We start from the raw sequence: 14,820 nt of genomic DNA on the forward strand, positions 1-14,820 counted from the left end.
GCCAAGGCTTCAAGCAAACACAAAATACTTACGCACAGTCTCGACCACTTCCCACGTCCCCTTCATCCCTGGCTCCACCACAAAGATATCCCCAGCCCGCAGGTGGATCGGCGCCATCCCTTCGGGGGTGATGATGCAGTAGCCTTCCTGGAAGTGGCAGTACTCCCATTTCACATAGTCCACGTACCACTTGCCCGGGGTGCAGATCCAGGTGCCCATGATCTTGCTGCCGTCTTCGCTGGTGTAGGCGTTGAGGTTGACGGTGTGCGGGTCGCCCTCGAGTTTTTCCCATTTGCAGGCATCCAGTACCGGCAGGGGATGGGTGTCGCGCAGTACGGTGATGGGTGTGGACATGATGCCTCCGAGGCAGGGAATGGAAAGATCCACCCTAAGGCCTGCGGCGTTGTGTCAGTGGTCTGAACTCGACATCGGGATGCCCAGAAGCGCAGCCATCTGTTGCACCGTATGGAAACGAAAGATGTGTGCACTAATCTGCCCATTCCTCGCAGTAAGTGCGAAAGAATTCGCGCCCGGCGCCGGAATTCGCAAGAAAATTCGCAGCAGGCCCTCGTATCATTCACCCCAGTAACCGCCAAGAGCCTTGAGATGAACCCTATAAAAACGTGGTGGGATATCAGCCCGCCCTTGAGTACGGCGACCCCGACCTGGCCGGGGGATACGCCGTTCCAGGAGGAGCGCGTGTGGCAGTTCGGCCCGGAGTGCCCGGTGAACGTGGGACGCGTTACCTTGTCACCGCATACCGGCGCCCATGTAGATGCGCCGCTGCATTACAGCGCCGAGGGCGCGCCGATCGGCGCGGTGTCGTTGGATGTGTACATGGGCCCGTGCCGCGTGCTGCATTGCCTGGGCAGTGGCGCGCTGGTGCAGCCGCATCAGTTGCAGGGGCGTGTGGATAACCTGCCGGAGCGGGTGTTGCTGCGCACTTATCCACAAGCGCCGCTGACGCAGTGGGATCCGGACTTCACCGCCATCGCCCCGCAAACCATTGAACTGCTGGCCGGCCTGGGCGTGCGCTTGATTGGTATCGATACCCCGTCCCTGGACCCGCAACAATCCAAGACCATGGAGGCCCACAACGCCGTGGCCCGACATGGCATGGCCATTCTCGAAGGCATCGTGCTCGATGACGTACCGGAGGGCGACTATGAACTGATCGCGCTGCCGCTGCGGTTTGCCAACCTCGACGCCAGCCCTGTACGCGCCATTCTCCGTCCGCTCAAGGAGCCCACGCGATGAGCCAGTGTCCCTTTTCTCCAGACTATAAGCCTGCCGATTCCCAACCCCAGGAAGAATGGCATAACGCCGAACTGAATTTCTCCGAGGCCATGAGCTACGGCGACTACCTGGACCTGGGCAAAGTCCTTAGCGCCCAGCACCCGCTTTCGCCGGACCACAACGAAATGCTCTTCATCATCCAGCACCAGACCTCTGAGCTGTGGATGAAACTGATGCTCCACGAACTCAAGGCCGCCCGCGAGCATGTGCGCCTGGGCGAGTTGCCGCCGGCGTTCAAGATGCTGGCGCGGGTGTCGCGGATCTTCGACCAACTGGTGCATGCCTGGGCGGTGCTGGCGACCATGACGCCGTCCGAGTACAAGGCGATCCGCCCGTTCCTGGGGCAGTCCTCGGGATTTCAATCGTTCCAGTACCGCGAGATCGAATTTATCCTGGGTAACAAAAGCCCGGCGCTGTTGCGGCCCCATGCCCACCGCCCGCAACTGTTGCAGGAACTGCAGGTGGCGATTGCCACGCCGTCGCTGTATGACGAGGCGGTCAACCTGATGGCCAGGACCGGTCTGGCGATTGACCCCCGGCGCGCCGAACGCGATCCGACCGCGGCCACGGTGCACGATGAGTCCGTGGAGGCGGCCTGGCGTGAGGTGTATCGCGACCCGAGTCGCTATTGGGATTTGTATCAGTTGGCCGAAAAATTTATCGACCTGGAAGATTCGTTCCGCCAGTGGCGCTTCCGCCATGTCACCACCGTAGAGCGGATCATCGGCTTCCAGCCCGGCACGGGCGGCACGGAAGGCGTGGGGTATTTGCGCAAGATGCTCGACACCGTGCTCTTTCCCGAGCTCTGGCGCGTACGTTCCACGCTCTAAACAAAAAGCCCCGCAGATCCGGGGCCTTGTTTATTGCGCAATACAATCAAGGGGAGCAGGCAAGCCCGGCTCCCGCAGGTCTTACGACGTGCTCACAACCGCATTGCTGTTCCGGACTCGCAGCCGATACGCCACGTAGATAACCCCCACCCAAATCGGCATTGCGTACACCGACTCGCGAATCCCCGGAATCGCCAGCATCACGCTGATGATCATCAGCATGAACGCCAGGCACAGGTAGTTGCTGAACGGGAACCAGAAGGTCTTGAACGACGGCGTCACGCCTTGGTCGCCCATGGCTTTGCGGAACTTGATGTGGGTGATGCTGATCAGCGCCCAGTTGATCATCAGCGAGGCAACCACCAGCGCGAACAGCAACTCCAAGGCGCTCTGCGGCGCCACGTAGTTGACCACCACGCACAGCATCGTCACCAACGCCGAGATCGCCAGGGCACGCAGCGGCACGCCTTGTTTGTTGAGTTTCATCAGCGCTTTGGGCGCATCACCCTGCTCGGCCAGGCCGAACAGCATGCGGCTGTTGCAGTACACGCCGCTGTTGTACACCGACAGCGCCGCGGTCAGCACCACGAAGTTGAGGATGTGCGCGGCGGTGTCGTTGCCGATCAGCGAGAAGATCTGCACAAACGGGCTGCCGCTGTAGGCATCGCCCGAGGCGCCCAGGGTTTGCAGCAGTTGGTCCCATGGGTACAGCGACAGCAGCACGGTCAGGGCGCCGACGTAGAAAATCAGGATCCGGTAGACCACCTGGTTGATCGCTTTGGGGATCACCTTGCGCGGTTCGCTGGCTTCGGCGGCAGTGATGCCCACCAGCTCCAGGCCACCGAACGAGAACATGATGAACGCCATGGACATCAACAGCCCCATGCCGCCATTGGGGAAGAACCCGCCGTGGCTCCACAGGTTGCTGATGGAGGCCTGCGGGCCGCCGGTGCCGCTGAACAGCAGGTAGCAGCCGAGCACGATCATGCCGACAATCGCCACCACCTTGATGATCGCAAACCAGAACTCGGCCTCACCGAAGAACTTCACGTTCAAGGTGTTGATCAGGTTCACCGCCACGAAGAACACCAGTGCGCTGACCCACGTCGGGATCTCGGGCCACCAGAACTGGATGTACTTGCCCACGGCCGTCAGTTCGGCCATGCCCACCAGCACGTACAGTACCCAGTAGTTCCAACCGGCCAGGAAGCCCGCGTAGCCACCCCAGTATTTGTGCGCGAAGTGGCTGAAGGAACCGGCGACCGGCTCTTCGACGATCATCTCGCCGAGTTGGCGCATGATCAGGAACGCGATAAAACCGGCAATCGCATACCCCAGGATCATCGACGGGCCCGCCGACTTGAGCACCCCCGCCGAGCCGAGGAACAGCCCCGTGCCAATCGCCCCTCCCAAGGCAATCAGCTGAATATGCCGGTTCTTCAGGCCACGCTTGAGGCCCACCGGGTTAACCATGTCATCCGCCATTAACGTTCCCTTCTACTTATATTTCTCTGGGCTGAACCCATCAGAAGTGCTGAGGGGGCAGATATTACTCTGCGTAAACTTTTCGTAATACAGCTGAACGCCATCAAGTGCCTGATCGGCCAGCCATTGTTGGATGGATTCGACCATCGGGGGCAAGCCCACTTCCACTGGGATTTGTGACGCTTGAGTGAAGTCAGATCAGTTCTTCCACCAGTTGCAAACAATGCCTCAGCCCCGGCGACTGATCATTGACCCGCCGGCTCAGGATAATCGGCGAAGTGGCCGTGGCCTCCACCACCGGGGTGTAGCCGATGTCCGCCCGATGCAGCACCTGCACCGACGCCGGCACCAGGGTGACCCCCATGCCTGCGCCGACCAGGCCGATGGCGGTCTGCAGCTCGTTGGTCCACTGCGCGACCTTTAGGCTCAGGCCGTGGGCATCGAACAGCGCGATCACATGGTCGGCATAACTGGGGCGCGGGTTGCCGGGGTAGAGCACGAACGGCTCGGCGGCCAATTGGGCGAGGGTGGCGGGGGCGGCCAGCAGCGGGTGGCCAGCAGGCAGCACGGCCACCAATCGGTCCTCCACCAGCACGCGTTGGACGATGGCCGGGTCGTCGATGCGAATACGCCCGAAACCCACATCGATACGCCCGGCCTTGAGCGCTTCGACCTGCTGCAAGGTGGTCATCTCCGAAAGGCCCAGCTCCAGCTCCAGCGCGTCGTGGGTGCGCAGCCGTCGGATCAGTTCCGGCAGCACGCCATACAAGGTCGACGGCGCAAAACCGATGCCCAGCCAGGTCTTTTCGCCCTGGCCGATACGCCGCGTGCTGTCGCAGACTTTACTCAATTGTTCGAGCAACACATTGGCGTGTTCATAGAAAAACCGCCCGGCCTCGGTCAGGCGCAGTGGCCGGCCGCGCTCCAACAGGAGCACGCCCAGTTCATCCTCCAGTTGCTGGATCTGTCGACTCAGCGGCGGTTGGGCGATGTGCAGGCGTTCGGCGGCGCGGGTGAAGTTGAGGGTTTCACCCAGCACCTGGAAATAGCGCAGATGACGCAGTTCCATGACGGCTCCTTTCATACCTTAAGAGTATCGATCAAGACTAAATCTATATTGGAAGCCTGGAAAGAGCCGGTACAGAATCAGCTCAAACCAATAAAGAACCCAGCGGGTATTGCCATGCCGATTTGTGCCATCGAGTCGATCGAGACGATTATCGTCGACCTCCCTACCATCCGCCCGCACAAGCTGGCGATGCACACGATGCAGAACCAGACCCTGGTGATCATCCGCGTGCGTTGCGCCGACGGAATAGAAGGCATCGGTGAGTCCACCACCATCGGCGGCCTGAGCTACGGCAATGAGAGCCCCGACAGCATCAAAGTCAACATCGACCGTCACTTCGCGCCACTGTTGGTCGGCCAGGATGCCAGCAATATCAACGCCGCCATGTTGCGCCTGGAGCGCAGTATTCGCGGCAATACCTTTGCCAAATCCGGTATCGAAAGCGCCCTGCTCGATGCGCTGGGCAAACGCCTGGGCCTGCCGGTCAGTGAGTTGCTCGGCGGCCGCGTGCGGGATGCGCTGCCGGTGGCCTGGACCTTGGCCAGCGGTAACACCGAGCAAGATATCGCCGAGGCCGAGAAGATGCTCGACCTGCGCCGCCACCGCATTTTCAAGCTGAAGATCGGGGCCGGTGAAGTCAGCCGCGACCTGGCCCACGTGCTGGCGATCAAAAAGGCCTTGGGCGATCGCGCCAGTGTGCGTGTCGACGTCAACCAGGCCTGGGACGAAGCCGTGGCGCTGCGGGCCTGCCAGGTGCTTGGGGACAACGGTATCGACCTGATCGAACAGCCGATTTCGCGCAACAACCGCGGCGGTATGGCGCGGCTGAACCGGTCGAGCCGGGCGCCGATCATGGCCGATGAATCCATCGAATGTGTGGAGGATGCCTTCAACCTGGCCCGCGAAGGCGCAGCCTCGGTGTTTGCCCTCAAGATCGCCAAGAACGGCGGCCCGCGCGCGGTGCTGCGCACCGCCGCGATTGCCGAAGCAGCTGGCATCGGCTTGTACGGTGGCACCATGCTCGAAGGCGGCATCGGCACCCTGGCCTCGGCCCATGCGTTTCTCACCCTGAACACACTGGCCTGGGACACCGAGCTGTTCGGACCGCTGTTGCTCACCGAGGACATCCTCAGCGAACCGCCGTTGTACCGCGACTTCCAGCTGCATGTCTCCACTGCGCCGGGCCTGGGCCTGACCATCGATGAAGAGCGTCTGGCGTTCTTTCGTCGTGATAAACACTAAGAGGCGCCTGCTATGTTGTTCCACGTAAAAATGACCGTGAACCTGCCCGTCGACATGAACCCTGAACGCGCCGCCAGCCTCAAGGCTGACGAAAAGGCCCTGGCGCAGCGTCTGCAGCAGGAGGGCAAATGGCGCCACTTGTGGCGCATTGCCGGGCTCTACGCCAACTACAGCGTGTTCGACGTCGACAGTGTGCAAGAACTGCACGACCTGTTGATGCAACTGCCGCTTTACCCCTACATGGCCATCGAAGTGAACGCCCTGTGCCGGCATCCTTCGTCGATCCATGACGACGACCGATAGCCCGTTCTACCGAATCGCCACACCGAATAACTACAAGATGAGGATTGCACCATGTCCATCCGCCTGTCCCAGACTGCCCATGCCCAACAGTTTCTCGAAGAAGCCAGCGGCAATTTCAATGACGACGGTAACCCGCGCGCCAAAGCGCTGGTCTACCGGATTTTGCGCGACACCGTGAACATCATCGAAGACCTTGAGGTGACCCCGGAAGAGTTCTGGAAAGCGGTCAACTACCTTAATGAGCTGGGCAAGAACCAGGAAGCCGGGCTGCTCGTCGCGGGGCTTGGGCTTGAGCATTACCTGGACATGTTGATGGATGCGGCCGACGAAGAGGCCGGCAAAACCGGTGGCACCCCGCGCACCATCGAAGGCCCGCTGTACGTGGCCGGTGCGCCGCTGTCCAAGTACGAAGCGCGTTTGGACGATGGGACGGACACCGCCGTGCCGCTGTTCATGCGCGGGCAGGTGCGCGACACCGACGGCAATCCGCTGGCCGGTGCGATCGTCGACGTGTGGCAGGCCAACACCGGCGGCACCTATTCGTGGTTCGACAGCACCCAATCGGAATTCAACCTGCGCCGGCGCATCGAGACTGACGCCCAGGGCAACTACCGTTTTCGCAGCATCGTGCCGTCGGGCTACGGTTGCCCGCCGACCGGGCCGACCCAGCAACTGCTCGATCAGTTGGGGCGTCACGGGCAACGGCCGGCGCATATCCACTTCTTTATCTCTGCGCCCGGCTATCGGCACCTGACCACCCAGATCAACCTGTCGGATGACCCGTACCTGCACGATGATTTTGCCTACGCCACGCGCGATGAATTGATCGCTGAAATCCGCTTCAGTGACGATAAGCAGTTGGCGCAGGAGTTTGGTGTAGAAGGGCGTTTTGCGCAGATTGATTTTGACTTTGAGTTGCAGGTGGCTGACGCTCCGCTGGAGCAAAAACGCATGCAGCGGGTGCGTGCACTGGAAGACTGATAAGCGTGGCTACCCATGTGGCAGGGTCTACGCCCCCTCCCACATGGGTTCTGTCGCGCTGCTCTTATTTGCGCAGGACCAGGTCCAACAGCTCATCCCGATCCTTGATCTTCTGCAACACGATCTCCGAGCGTATATCCATCACCCCCGCCGTGCGGTTCAGGTGGTTCACGATAAAGTCCGAAAAGTGCTTGAGGTTGCGTGCCTGGACCCGCAGCACGTAGTTGCTGGCGCCGGTGATCACGTAGGCACTGGCCACCTCCGGCCAGCCTTGCACCTTCTTGATAAACGTCTCATGCCAGTCTTCCACGTCCTGGCGCAACGACAGGTGCACGATCGCCTCCAGCTCGATACCCAGTTGCTCGGCATTCAACACGGCGCGGTAACCGCTGATGATTTTTTCGCTTTCCAGCAGGCGCAGACGGCGCAGGCAGGCGGAAGGGGACAATGCGACTTTTTCCGCCAGTTCCTGGTTGCTGATACGGCCATCCTGTTGCAGGAAATGCAGGAGGCGCAGGTCGGTGGCGTCAAGCATCATGATTAGAATAAATCCGCGTGTTTGTGAGTTAAGTTCGAATTTCCTACAGCTTAATTAGCGTGTTGCCGATCACTTTGCACGAAAATTCTGCGATTCTTCGTTCATTATTTGGCCTGTCTTCCTTCTAAAAACCAGGATCGGCCATGACCTCCCGAAGCCACTGCCAAACCCTCGACGCCCAAGACCCCTTGGCACCTCTGCGTCAGCAGTTCGCGCTGCCTGCGGGGGTGATCTACCTGGACGGCAATTCCCTCGGCGCACGCCCGGTGGCCGCGCTGGCGCGTGCGCAGCAGGTGATTGCCGAGGAGTGGGGCAATGGCCTGATCCGCAGTTGGAACAGCGCCGGCTGGGCAGATTTGTCCCTACGCCTGGGTAACCGCCTGGCGCCGCTGATCGGTGCACGCGACGGCGAAGTGGTGATCACCGATACCACTTCCATCAACCTGTTCAAAGTGCTCAGCGCCGCGCTGACCGTGCAGGGCCAGCGCGAGCCCGCGCGCAAGGTGATCGTCAGCGAAGCGAGCAACTTTCCGACCGACCTGTACATCGCACAGGGCCTGGCTGAGCTATTGCAACAGGGCTATTGCCTGCGTCTGGTGAACAGCCCGGACGAACTGCCCCAGGCTATCGACACCGACGTGGCCGTGGTGATGCTCACCCACGTCAATTACAAGACCGGCTTTATGTATGACATGCAGGCGCTCACGGCCTTGAGCCATGAGTGCGGCGCGTTGAGCATCTGGGACCTGGCGCATTCAGCGGGCGCAGTGCCCATCGACCTGAACGCCGCCGAGGCGGATTACGCGATTGGCTGCACCTACAAATACCTCAACGGCGGCCCTGGTTCGCAGGCGTTCGTGTGGGTCAACCCGGCGCTGGTGGACCTGGTGCATCAGCCGTTGTCAGGCTGGTTCGGGCACACTCGGCAGTTCGCCATGGAGTCCGACTACGCGCCGAGCGCCGGCATCGCGCGCTACCTGTGCGGCACCCAGCCGATTACCTCGCTGGCCATGGTGGAGTGTGGTCTGGAGCTGTTTGAACAGACCGATATGGCCAGCCTGCGCAGCAAATCCCTGGCGTTGACCGACCTGTTTATCGAGCAGGTCGAGACCCGTTGCGCGGCCCATGGCCTGACACTGATCACCCCCCGCGAGCACGCCCGGCGCGGCAGCCATGTGAGTTTCGAACACCCGGAAGGCTATGCGGTTATCCAGGCCTTGATTGCCCGCGGCGTGATCGGTGACTACCGCGAGCCGCGCATCATGCGCTTCGGGTTTACGCCGCTGTACACCCGCTTCACTGAGGTGTGGGACGCAGTGGATATCCTCGCGGACATTCTCGATAACGGCACCTGGGATCAGCCGCAGTTCAAGGTGCGCCACAGCGTGACTTAAGGACAACGACACGGATTTCACCGACGCATTCAAGATGACCTTGGTGTTTGGCGTGCCGTTCCTGCTGCTGATGTCGGCGGTGTCTTACGGGCGTTTTTGCAAGGGCAAGGCCAGGGCGTCGAACAAGGCTTTGGCGTAACCGGGCAAGTGGTCGAATGATCGCGCGCACAACAGCAGTTGGCGGCGTGCCCAGTCTTCCTGCAACGGCTGGGCCTTGAACGGGCGCGCCGACGGCCAGCGGTCAAGTGCCGCCTGAGGCACGATACCCAGCCCCGCGCCCCTGGCAACCATGCGCATCACTCCATCAAAACCCTCGGCGCGAATACGCGTCTGCAAGCGAAAGCCCGCGTGCAACGCCTGTTCCTCCAGGTACACCGCCAGCGCACTGTGGGCGGCCAGGCCAATGTAATCGTGTTGCAGGCTGTCGATAAAACTCACGCAGCGCCCCGTCAGGGGATGCGCCAGCGGCAGGAGCAGCACCAGCGGGTCGTCGCGAAAGGGCAGGGTCTGCAAGCCGTGGGTGTCGACTGCATCGGAAATAATCCCCAGGTCCGCTGTGCCCTGGCGCAGGGCCTGGGCAATGCGCAGGCTGGGCAATTCCTGCAGGTCGATCTCAAGGTTGGGGTGTGCGCGTAGAAAGTCCGCCAGCACCTCCGGCAGGTGTTCACTCAGCGCCGTGGTGTTGCACAGCAGGCGCACCTGACCTTTGGCGCCTTTGGCGTATTCCGCCAGTTCTTGTTGCAGATGGTCGGCCTGTTGCAGCAGCAGGCGGGCGTGGCGCGCCAAGGCCGTACCGGCGGGTGTGGGTGTGACGCCCCGGCGCCCGCGCTCAAGCAATGCGATGCACAGGGACGTTTCCATCCCACGGATGCGGGCACTGGCCGCTGCCAGGGATAAATGGCTGCGACTGGCGCCGGCGGTGATGCTGCCCGTGTCGAGGGTGTGCAGGTAGAGGCGCAGGTCGATCAGGTCAAAATGCATGGCTGGAAGATGTCCTCTGGCTGGGCTTGCCCGCAAAACGATCAGCCTGATGCAATACAAGAGGCTGCCTCAGTATATGGCGAATTTTCAGCCCCACTCCAAACCCGCACAATCGCCCCATGAATACCTTCCTCGCGTTCTACCAAAACCTCGGCCCGGCCTTGACGCTGCTGGTGATCGGCACCTTTCTGCTGGCCGGCACCGTCAAAGGCGTGATCGGCCTGGGATTGCCCACCGTGGCCATGGGGTTGCTCGGCCTGGCTATGTTGCCGGCGCAGGCTGCGGCGTTGCTGATCATCCCGTCGACCGTCACCAACCTGTCGCAATTGGCATTTGGCGGTCATCTAAGGGCATTGCTCAAACGCCTATGGCCGATGTTGTTGCTGATTGTGCTCGGCACCGGCGTGGGCACGTTCTGGCTGGGCATGGACGGCGGGCGTTGGGTGGTGCGTGCGCTGGGCGCGGCGTTGCTGGTGTACGCCCTGAGCGGTCTGTGTTTGCCGACGTTCCACGTCAAGCCCATAACCGAGCGCTGGCTGGGCCCGTTATGTGGGGTGATCACCGGTGTGTTCGTGATCCCCGCCGTGCCGTATCTGCAAGCGCTGGGGTTGAGTCGCGACCAACTGGTGCAGGCGCTGGGGCTGTCGTTCAGCTTGTCGACGCTGGCGCTGGCTGCCGGGTTGGCCTGGCGCGGTGCATTGGGCGGAGGCGAAGTCGGTGCCTCGTTGCTGGCGCTGGTGCCGGCGTTGTTGGGCATGTGGTTGGGGCAGGTGGTGCGCACGCGCATCAGTGCGGTGCTGTTTAAGCGGGTGTTTTTCGTCGGCATGGCGCTGCTCGGCGGGCATCTGCTGATCGGTGGTTAATAATGCGTCAAGTATTCGTGCTTACTGATCAAAGGTATTTTGCCGCGCAACGGCTTATTCCCCGGAGGCGAGGTCGATAGTCTGCGTCCAGACATTTCAACCTCTTGGATGCCCTCCCATGAAAAAAGTACTCCTGCTCAACGGCGGTAAAAAATTCGCTCACTCCGACGGCCGTTACAACGCCACCTTGCATGACACCGCAGCGGCTGTGCTGGACCGTGGTGGTATCGACGTCAAGGTCACGCATATCGACGAGGGTTATGACGTGGCCGAAGAGGTCGCCAAATTCCTCTGGGCCGACGTGATCATTTACCAGATGCCCGGCTGGTGGATGGGCGCGCCGTGGATCGTCAAAAAGTACATCGACGAAGTCTTCACCGAAGGCCATGGCAGCCTGTACGCCAGCGACGGCCGTACCCGTTCCGATGCGTCGCAGAAATACGGCAGCGGCGGCCTGATCAGGGGCAAACAGTACATGCTGTCCCTGACGTGGAACGCGCCGCAGCAAGCCTTCGACGACCCGAGTGATTTCTTCGAAGCCAAGGGCGTGGACGCGGTGTACTTCCCGTTCCACAAGGCCAACCAATTTTTGGGCATGACCGCGTTGCCGACCTTCTTGTGTGTGGACGTGATGAAGCGTCCGGCCATCGACGCTGACGTGGCGCGCTATGAACAGCATCTGGCGCAGGTCTTCGACCTCCCGGTGTAAGCTGCGCGGAACCGATAAAGAGAACAGCCTGTGAAAGCCCGATCCGATGAGCTACAGATCTTCGTCAGCGTGATCGAGTGCGGCTCGATTTCGGCGGCGGCGGAGCAGGTCGGGCAGACGCCGTCGGCGGTCAGCCGGACTTTGTCGCGCCTGGAAGCCAAGCTCGATACAACGCTGATCAATCGGACCACGCGGCGCATGGACCTGACCGAAGAGGGCAAGTACTTCTTCGAACAGGCCAAGCTGATCCTGGCGCAGATGGATGAGCTCGAAGAGCGCCTGTCCTCGCGCCGGGAGAACCCCGCCGGACGCCTGCGTATCAACGCCGCCGTGCCGTTCATGTTGCACGGGATCGTGCCGTACATTGCCGAGTTTCGCCGCCTTTACCCGGACGTCCAGCTGGAACTCAACAGCGATGACCTGATCATCGACCTGCTGGAGCAGAGTACCGACATCGCCATCCGCATCGGTGCCCTGGCCGACTCCACCCTGCACGCGCGCTCACTGGGCTGCACGCCGCTGCATATCCTCGCCAGCCCGGACTACCTTAAGCAATACGGCGCGCCGACCACGGTGGCCGAGCTGGCTGACCACACCTTGCTGGGTTTCACCCAGACCGAAACCCTCAACCACTGGCCGCTGCGTCATGTAGAGGGCGACCGCTGGCTGATCCAGCCGGGCATTGCCGCGTCCAGCGGCGAAACCCTGCGCCAGTTGGCGCTGGAAGGGCAGGGTATTTGCTGCCTGTCGAACTTCATGACCAGCGCCGACATCGACGCCGGGCGCCTGGTGCCGGTACTGGAGGCGTTCAACAGTGGTTATCGTCAGCCGATCCACGCGGTGTTCTACCGCAACTCGCAATTGGCGTTGCGCATCCAGTGTTTCCTCGACTTTATCCAGACCAAGCTGGCGCGGTATGCCTGCTGACGCTCCGACTTGGCAGGCATACCGCCCTCCCACCGGTAAAGTCTTCTGCCTTAACTGACGGGCATCAGCGTTTGTCACCGCGTAAGGCGGCCTTAAAAATCTGGCTCCGCCTCGCTCAATTCCGTACCATTCCCACCTCCTTGTCCTCGCAATTCCCTGGTACTTCATGACTCTCACCCGTCTACGCGCCGATGCCCTGGCCGGCCTCACCACGTCTTTTGCATTGCTGCCCGAATGCATCGCCTTTGCCCTGGTGGCTCATCTCAACCCGCTGATGGGCCTCTACGGTGCCTTTATCATCTGCACGCTGACAGCGTTGTTCGGCGGGCGGCCGGGCATGGTTTCGGGCGCGGCCGGGTCGATGGCGGTGGTGATCGTGGCGCTGGTGGTACAACACGGCGTGGAGTATCTGCTGGCGACGGTGCTGCTGGGCGGGTTGATCATGGTCGCCTTCGGTTTGCTGCGCCTGGGCAAGCTGGTGCGCATGGTGCCGCATTCGGTGATGCTGGGGTTCGTCAACGGCCTGGCGATCATCATTGCCCTGGCCCAACTGGAACATTTCAAAAGCGGTGAAGCCTGGCTCAGCGGCACGCCGTTGTATGTGATGGTCGGTCTCGTCGCGGTGACCATGGCCATTGTGTACCTGCTGCCGCGCATCACCCGCGCGGTGCCGCCGGCCCTGGTGGCGATCCTCGGCGTGGGCCTGGCGGTGTACCTGCTTGGCCTGCCAACCCGTACCCTCGGCGACATGGCCCACATCGCAGGCGGCCTGCCAACGTTCGCGTTGCCGCAGATTCCCTGGACCCTGGAAACCCTCGGCATCATCGCCCCCTATGCATTCCTGATGGCCATGGTCGGCCTGCTGGAAACCTTGCTGACCCTGAACCTCACCGACGAAATCACCGAAACCCGTGGCTACCCCGACCGCGAAAGCGTGGCCCTGGGCGCGGCGAACATGGTCTCGGGCCTGTTCGGCGGCATGGGCGGTTGCGCGATGATCGGGCAAACCGTGATCAACTTGAGCTCCGGTGGGCGCGGGCGTTTCTCGGGGGTGTTTGCCGGGGTGATGATCCTGCTGTTCATTTTGTTTCTGTCACCGCTGATCGAGCGGATACCGCTGGCGGCGCTGGTGGGGGTGATGTTCGTGGTGTCCCAGCAGACTTTCGCCTGGGCGTCGCTGCGGGTGATCAACAAGGTGCCGTTCAACGATGTGCTGGTGATTATCGCGGTCACGGTAATCACCGTGTTCACCGACCTGGCGACCGCCGTGCTGTGCGGAATCGTGATCGCGGCGCTGAATTTCGCCTGGCAGCAGGCCCGTGAGCTGTATGCCGATGAGCACCTGGAAGCCGACGGCAGCAAACTCTACCGTCTGCATGGCACCTTGTTCTTTGCCTCGACCACGCCGTTTTTGAACCAGTTCGACCCGGCCAATGACCCCGCTCACGTGACGCTCGATTGTCGCCACCTGAGCTTTGTCGACTACTCAGCGATTGCCGCGCTGATGACCTTGCGCGAGCGCTACACCAAGGCCGGCAAGCACCTGCGGGTGCTGCATCTGTCGGAGCGCTGCAAGAAACTGCTCAAGCGGGCGAAGGTCCATCACGACTAGTGGTTCAAGGCCCTACGAGGTCTTCCAGCTCCTGGGCGCGTGCCTGGGTCATTTCCAGCACGCAGCCGGTGCCATTGACTTGATCGATGGTGCCGCCGGTCGCTGAGCCGACAAACCCACAATTGGCATCGCGGTATTTTATCCACAGGCGCTGCAGGTCCTGCAGTTGTTGTCTGCGCGTACCTTCCTGGGCGGCGAGGGCGGTCTTGTAGGCGTTGTTCAGGCGTGTGTCCTGGACCTTGGCTTCCTTGACGTTGCAACTGACCATGTCAGCGGTGGTGCTGGCGCCGTCCATGCATTTTTTCAGCGCGGAATCGTCGGCGGCCGCCGCCGTGCCGCACACGGCGAGGATCAGCGCGCCGGTGGCGAGTGTGGTGCGAATCATGCTCAAGCTTCCTGGCATCAATGAATGTGCAGGGTATGACTCAAGCGCATCGGCTGAGTTTCCAGTTTTTGCTGATCTTCATGTAAGAACACCCCCTCAATTTTCATGCAACTGCGTCGGGCATACCCCAGCGCGACAGCGCTTATCCGTGGACGAAAATTACTTTCATAAAAATTGAAAACCCTGCCCGGTAATGATTTATGAG

At 61.4% G+C, this 14,820-nt stretch carries 16 protein-coding genes; 10 read left to right on the plus strand and 6 right to left on the minus strand.

The window, feature by feature from the left end:
- Positions 1–9: 9 nt before the first annotated feature.
- A complete protein-coding gene (locus KZX66_RS23495; RefSeq protein WP_003176084.1) occupies positions 10–354 on the minus strand; it encodes a cupin domain-containing protein in 345 nt (114 codons plus the stop codon).
- A gap of 252 nt (positions 355–606) precedes the next feature.
- Here KZX66_RS23495 and kynB point away from each other — a divergent pair, with 252 nt between their 5' ends.
- Together kynB and kynA are read left to right on the plus strand one after the other, a co-directional pair.
- Positions 607–1,257 carry an arylformamidase gene (gene kynB / locus KZX66_RS23500; RefSeq protein WP_248083635.1) on the plus strand — a complete coding sequence of 217 codons (651 nt, stop codon included), beginning with the start codon at positions 607–609 and terminating at the stop codon, positions 1,255–1,257.
- Positions 1,254–2,126, plus strand: a complete 873-nt coding sequence (kynA, locus tag KZX66_RS23505) for a tryptophan 2,3-dioxygenase (RefSeq protein ID WP_248083636.1) — start codon at positions 1,254–1,256, stop codon at positions 2,124–2,126. The genes kynB and kynA overlap by 4 nt, the downstream gene beginning before the upstream one ends.
- 81 nt (positions 2,127–2,207) lie before the next feature.
- On the opposite strand, the gene KZX66_RS23510 is transcribed toward kynA, so the two are convergent.
- Positions 2,208–3,611: an amino acid permease gene (locus tag KZX66_RS23510; protein WP_248083637.1), complete on the minus strand. Its 1,404-nt coding sequence runs from the start codon at positions 3,609–3,611 to the stop codon at positions 2,208–2,210.
- Positions 3,612–3,804: 193 nt separating this feature from the next.
- On the minus strand, positions 3,805–4,680 hold the full coding sequence (locus KZX66_RS23515) for a LysR family transcriptional regulator (RefSeq protein WP_248083638.1): 876 nt from the start codon (positions 4,678–4,680) through the stop codon (positions 3,805–3,807).
- 114 nt (positions 4,681–4,794) lie between these two features.
- On the opposite strand from KZX66_RS23515, the gene KZX66_RS23520 reads away from it, so the two are divergent.
- The 3 genes from KZX66_RS23520 to catA are packed head-to-tail and all read left to right on the plus strand — an operon-like array spanning position 4,795 to position 7,206.
- Positions 4,795–5,922 carry a muconate cycloisomerase family protein gene (locus tag KZX66_RS23520; protein WP_248083639.1) on the plus strand — a complete coding sequence of 376 codons (1,128 nt, stop codon included), beginning with the start codon at positions 4,795–4,797 and terminating at the stop codon, positions 5,920–5,922.
- 12 nt (positions 5,923–5,934) lie between these two features.
- On the plus strand, positions 5,935–6,225 hold the full coding sequence (gene catC, locus KZX66_RS23525) for a muconolactone Delta-isomerase (protein ID WP_248083640.1): 291 nt from the start codon (positions 5,935–5,937) through the stop codon (positions 6,223–6,225).
- 51 nt (positions 6,226–6,276) lie between these two features.
- Entirely contained in the window at positions 6,277–7,206 is a 930-nt protein-coding gene (catA, locus tag KZX66_RS23530; protein ID WP_248083641.1) for a catechol 1,2-dioxygenase, read from the plus strand.
- 64 nt (positions 7,207–7,270) lie between these two features.
- Here the strand turns inward: catA and KZX66_RS23535 are convergent, their stop codons facing one another.
- Positions 7,271–7,744 (minus strand): Lrp/AsnC family transcriptional regulator, encoded by a 474-nt coding sequence (locus tag KZX66_RS23535; RefSeq protein WP_248083642.1) that lies wholly within the window; start codon positions 7,742–7,744, stop codon positions 7,271–7,273.
- Positions 7,745–7,887: 143 nt separating this feature from the next.
- Here KZX66_RS23535 and kynU point away from each other — a divergent pair, with 143 nt between their 5' ends.
- Entirely contained in the window at positions 7,888–9,138 is a 1,251-nt protein-coding gene (kynU, locus tag KZX66_RS23540; protein ID WP_248083643.1) for a kynureninase, read from the plus strand.
- An 84-nt stretch (positions 9,139–9,222) separates the two neighbouring features.
- Here kynU and KZX66_RS23550 read toward each other — a convergent pair whose 3' ends face one another.
- Positions 9,223–10,119 carry a LysR substrate-binding domain-containing protein gene (locus KZX66_RS23550; protein ID WP_248083644.1) on the minus strand — a complete coding sequence of 299 codons (897 nt, stop codon included), beginning with the start codon at positions 10,117–10,119 and terminating at the stop codon, positions 9,223–9,225.
- A gap of 119 nt (positions 10,120–10,238) precedes the next feature.
- On the opposite strand from KZX66_RS23550, the gene KZX66_RS23555 reads away from it, so the two are divergent.
- From KZX66_RS23555 to KZX66_RS23570, 4 genes are all read left to right on the plus strand, one after another.
- Complete coding sequence (locus KZX66_RS23555) at positions 10,239–10,982, plus strand: sulfite exporter TauE/SafE family protein (RefSeq protein WP_248083645.1); 744 nt, start codon at positions 10,239–10,241, stop codon at positions 10,980–10,982.
- Positions 10,983–11,100: 118 nt separating this feature from the next.
- Complete coding sequence (locus KZX66_RS23560) at positions 11,101–11,691, plus strand: NAD(P)H-dependent oxidoreductase (RefSeq protein WP_248083646.1); 591 nt, start codon at positions 11,101–11,103, stop codon at positions 11,689–11,691.
- 30 nt (positions 11,692–11,721) lie between these two features.
- Entirely contained in the window at positions 11,722–12,618 is an 897-nt protein-coding gene (locus KZX66_RS23565) for a LysR family transcriptional regulator (RefSeq protein WP_248083647.1), read from the plus strand.
- 166 nt (positions 12,619–12,784) lie between these two features.
- On the plus strand, positions 12,785–14,230 hold the full coding sequence (locus KZX66_RS23570) for a SulP family inorganic anion transporter (RefSeq protein WP_248083648.1): 1,446 nt from the start codon (positions 12,785–12,787) through the stop codon (positions 14,228–14,230).
- 4 nt (positions 14,231–14,234) lie between these two features.
- Here KZX66_RS23570 and KZX66_RS23575 read toward each other — a convergent pair whose 3' ends face one another.
- Complete coding sequence (locus tag KZX66_RS23575; RefSeq protein ID WP_248083649.1) at positions 14,235–14,615, minus strand: lysozyme inhibitor LprI family protein; 381 nt, start codon at positions 14,613–14,615, stop codon at positions 14,235–14,237.
- Between the last annotated feature and the right edge of the window lie 205 nt (positions 14,616–14,820).

It is taken from the genome of Pseudomonas sp. EYE_354, assembly GCF_023148575.1.
Classification (GTDB): domain Bacteria; phylum Pseudomonadota; class Gammaproteobacteria; order Pseudomonadales; family Pseudomonadaceae; genus Aquipseudomonas.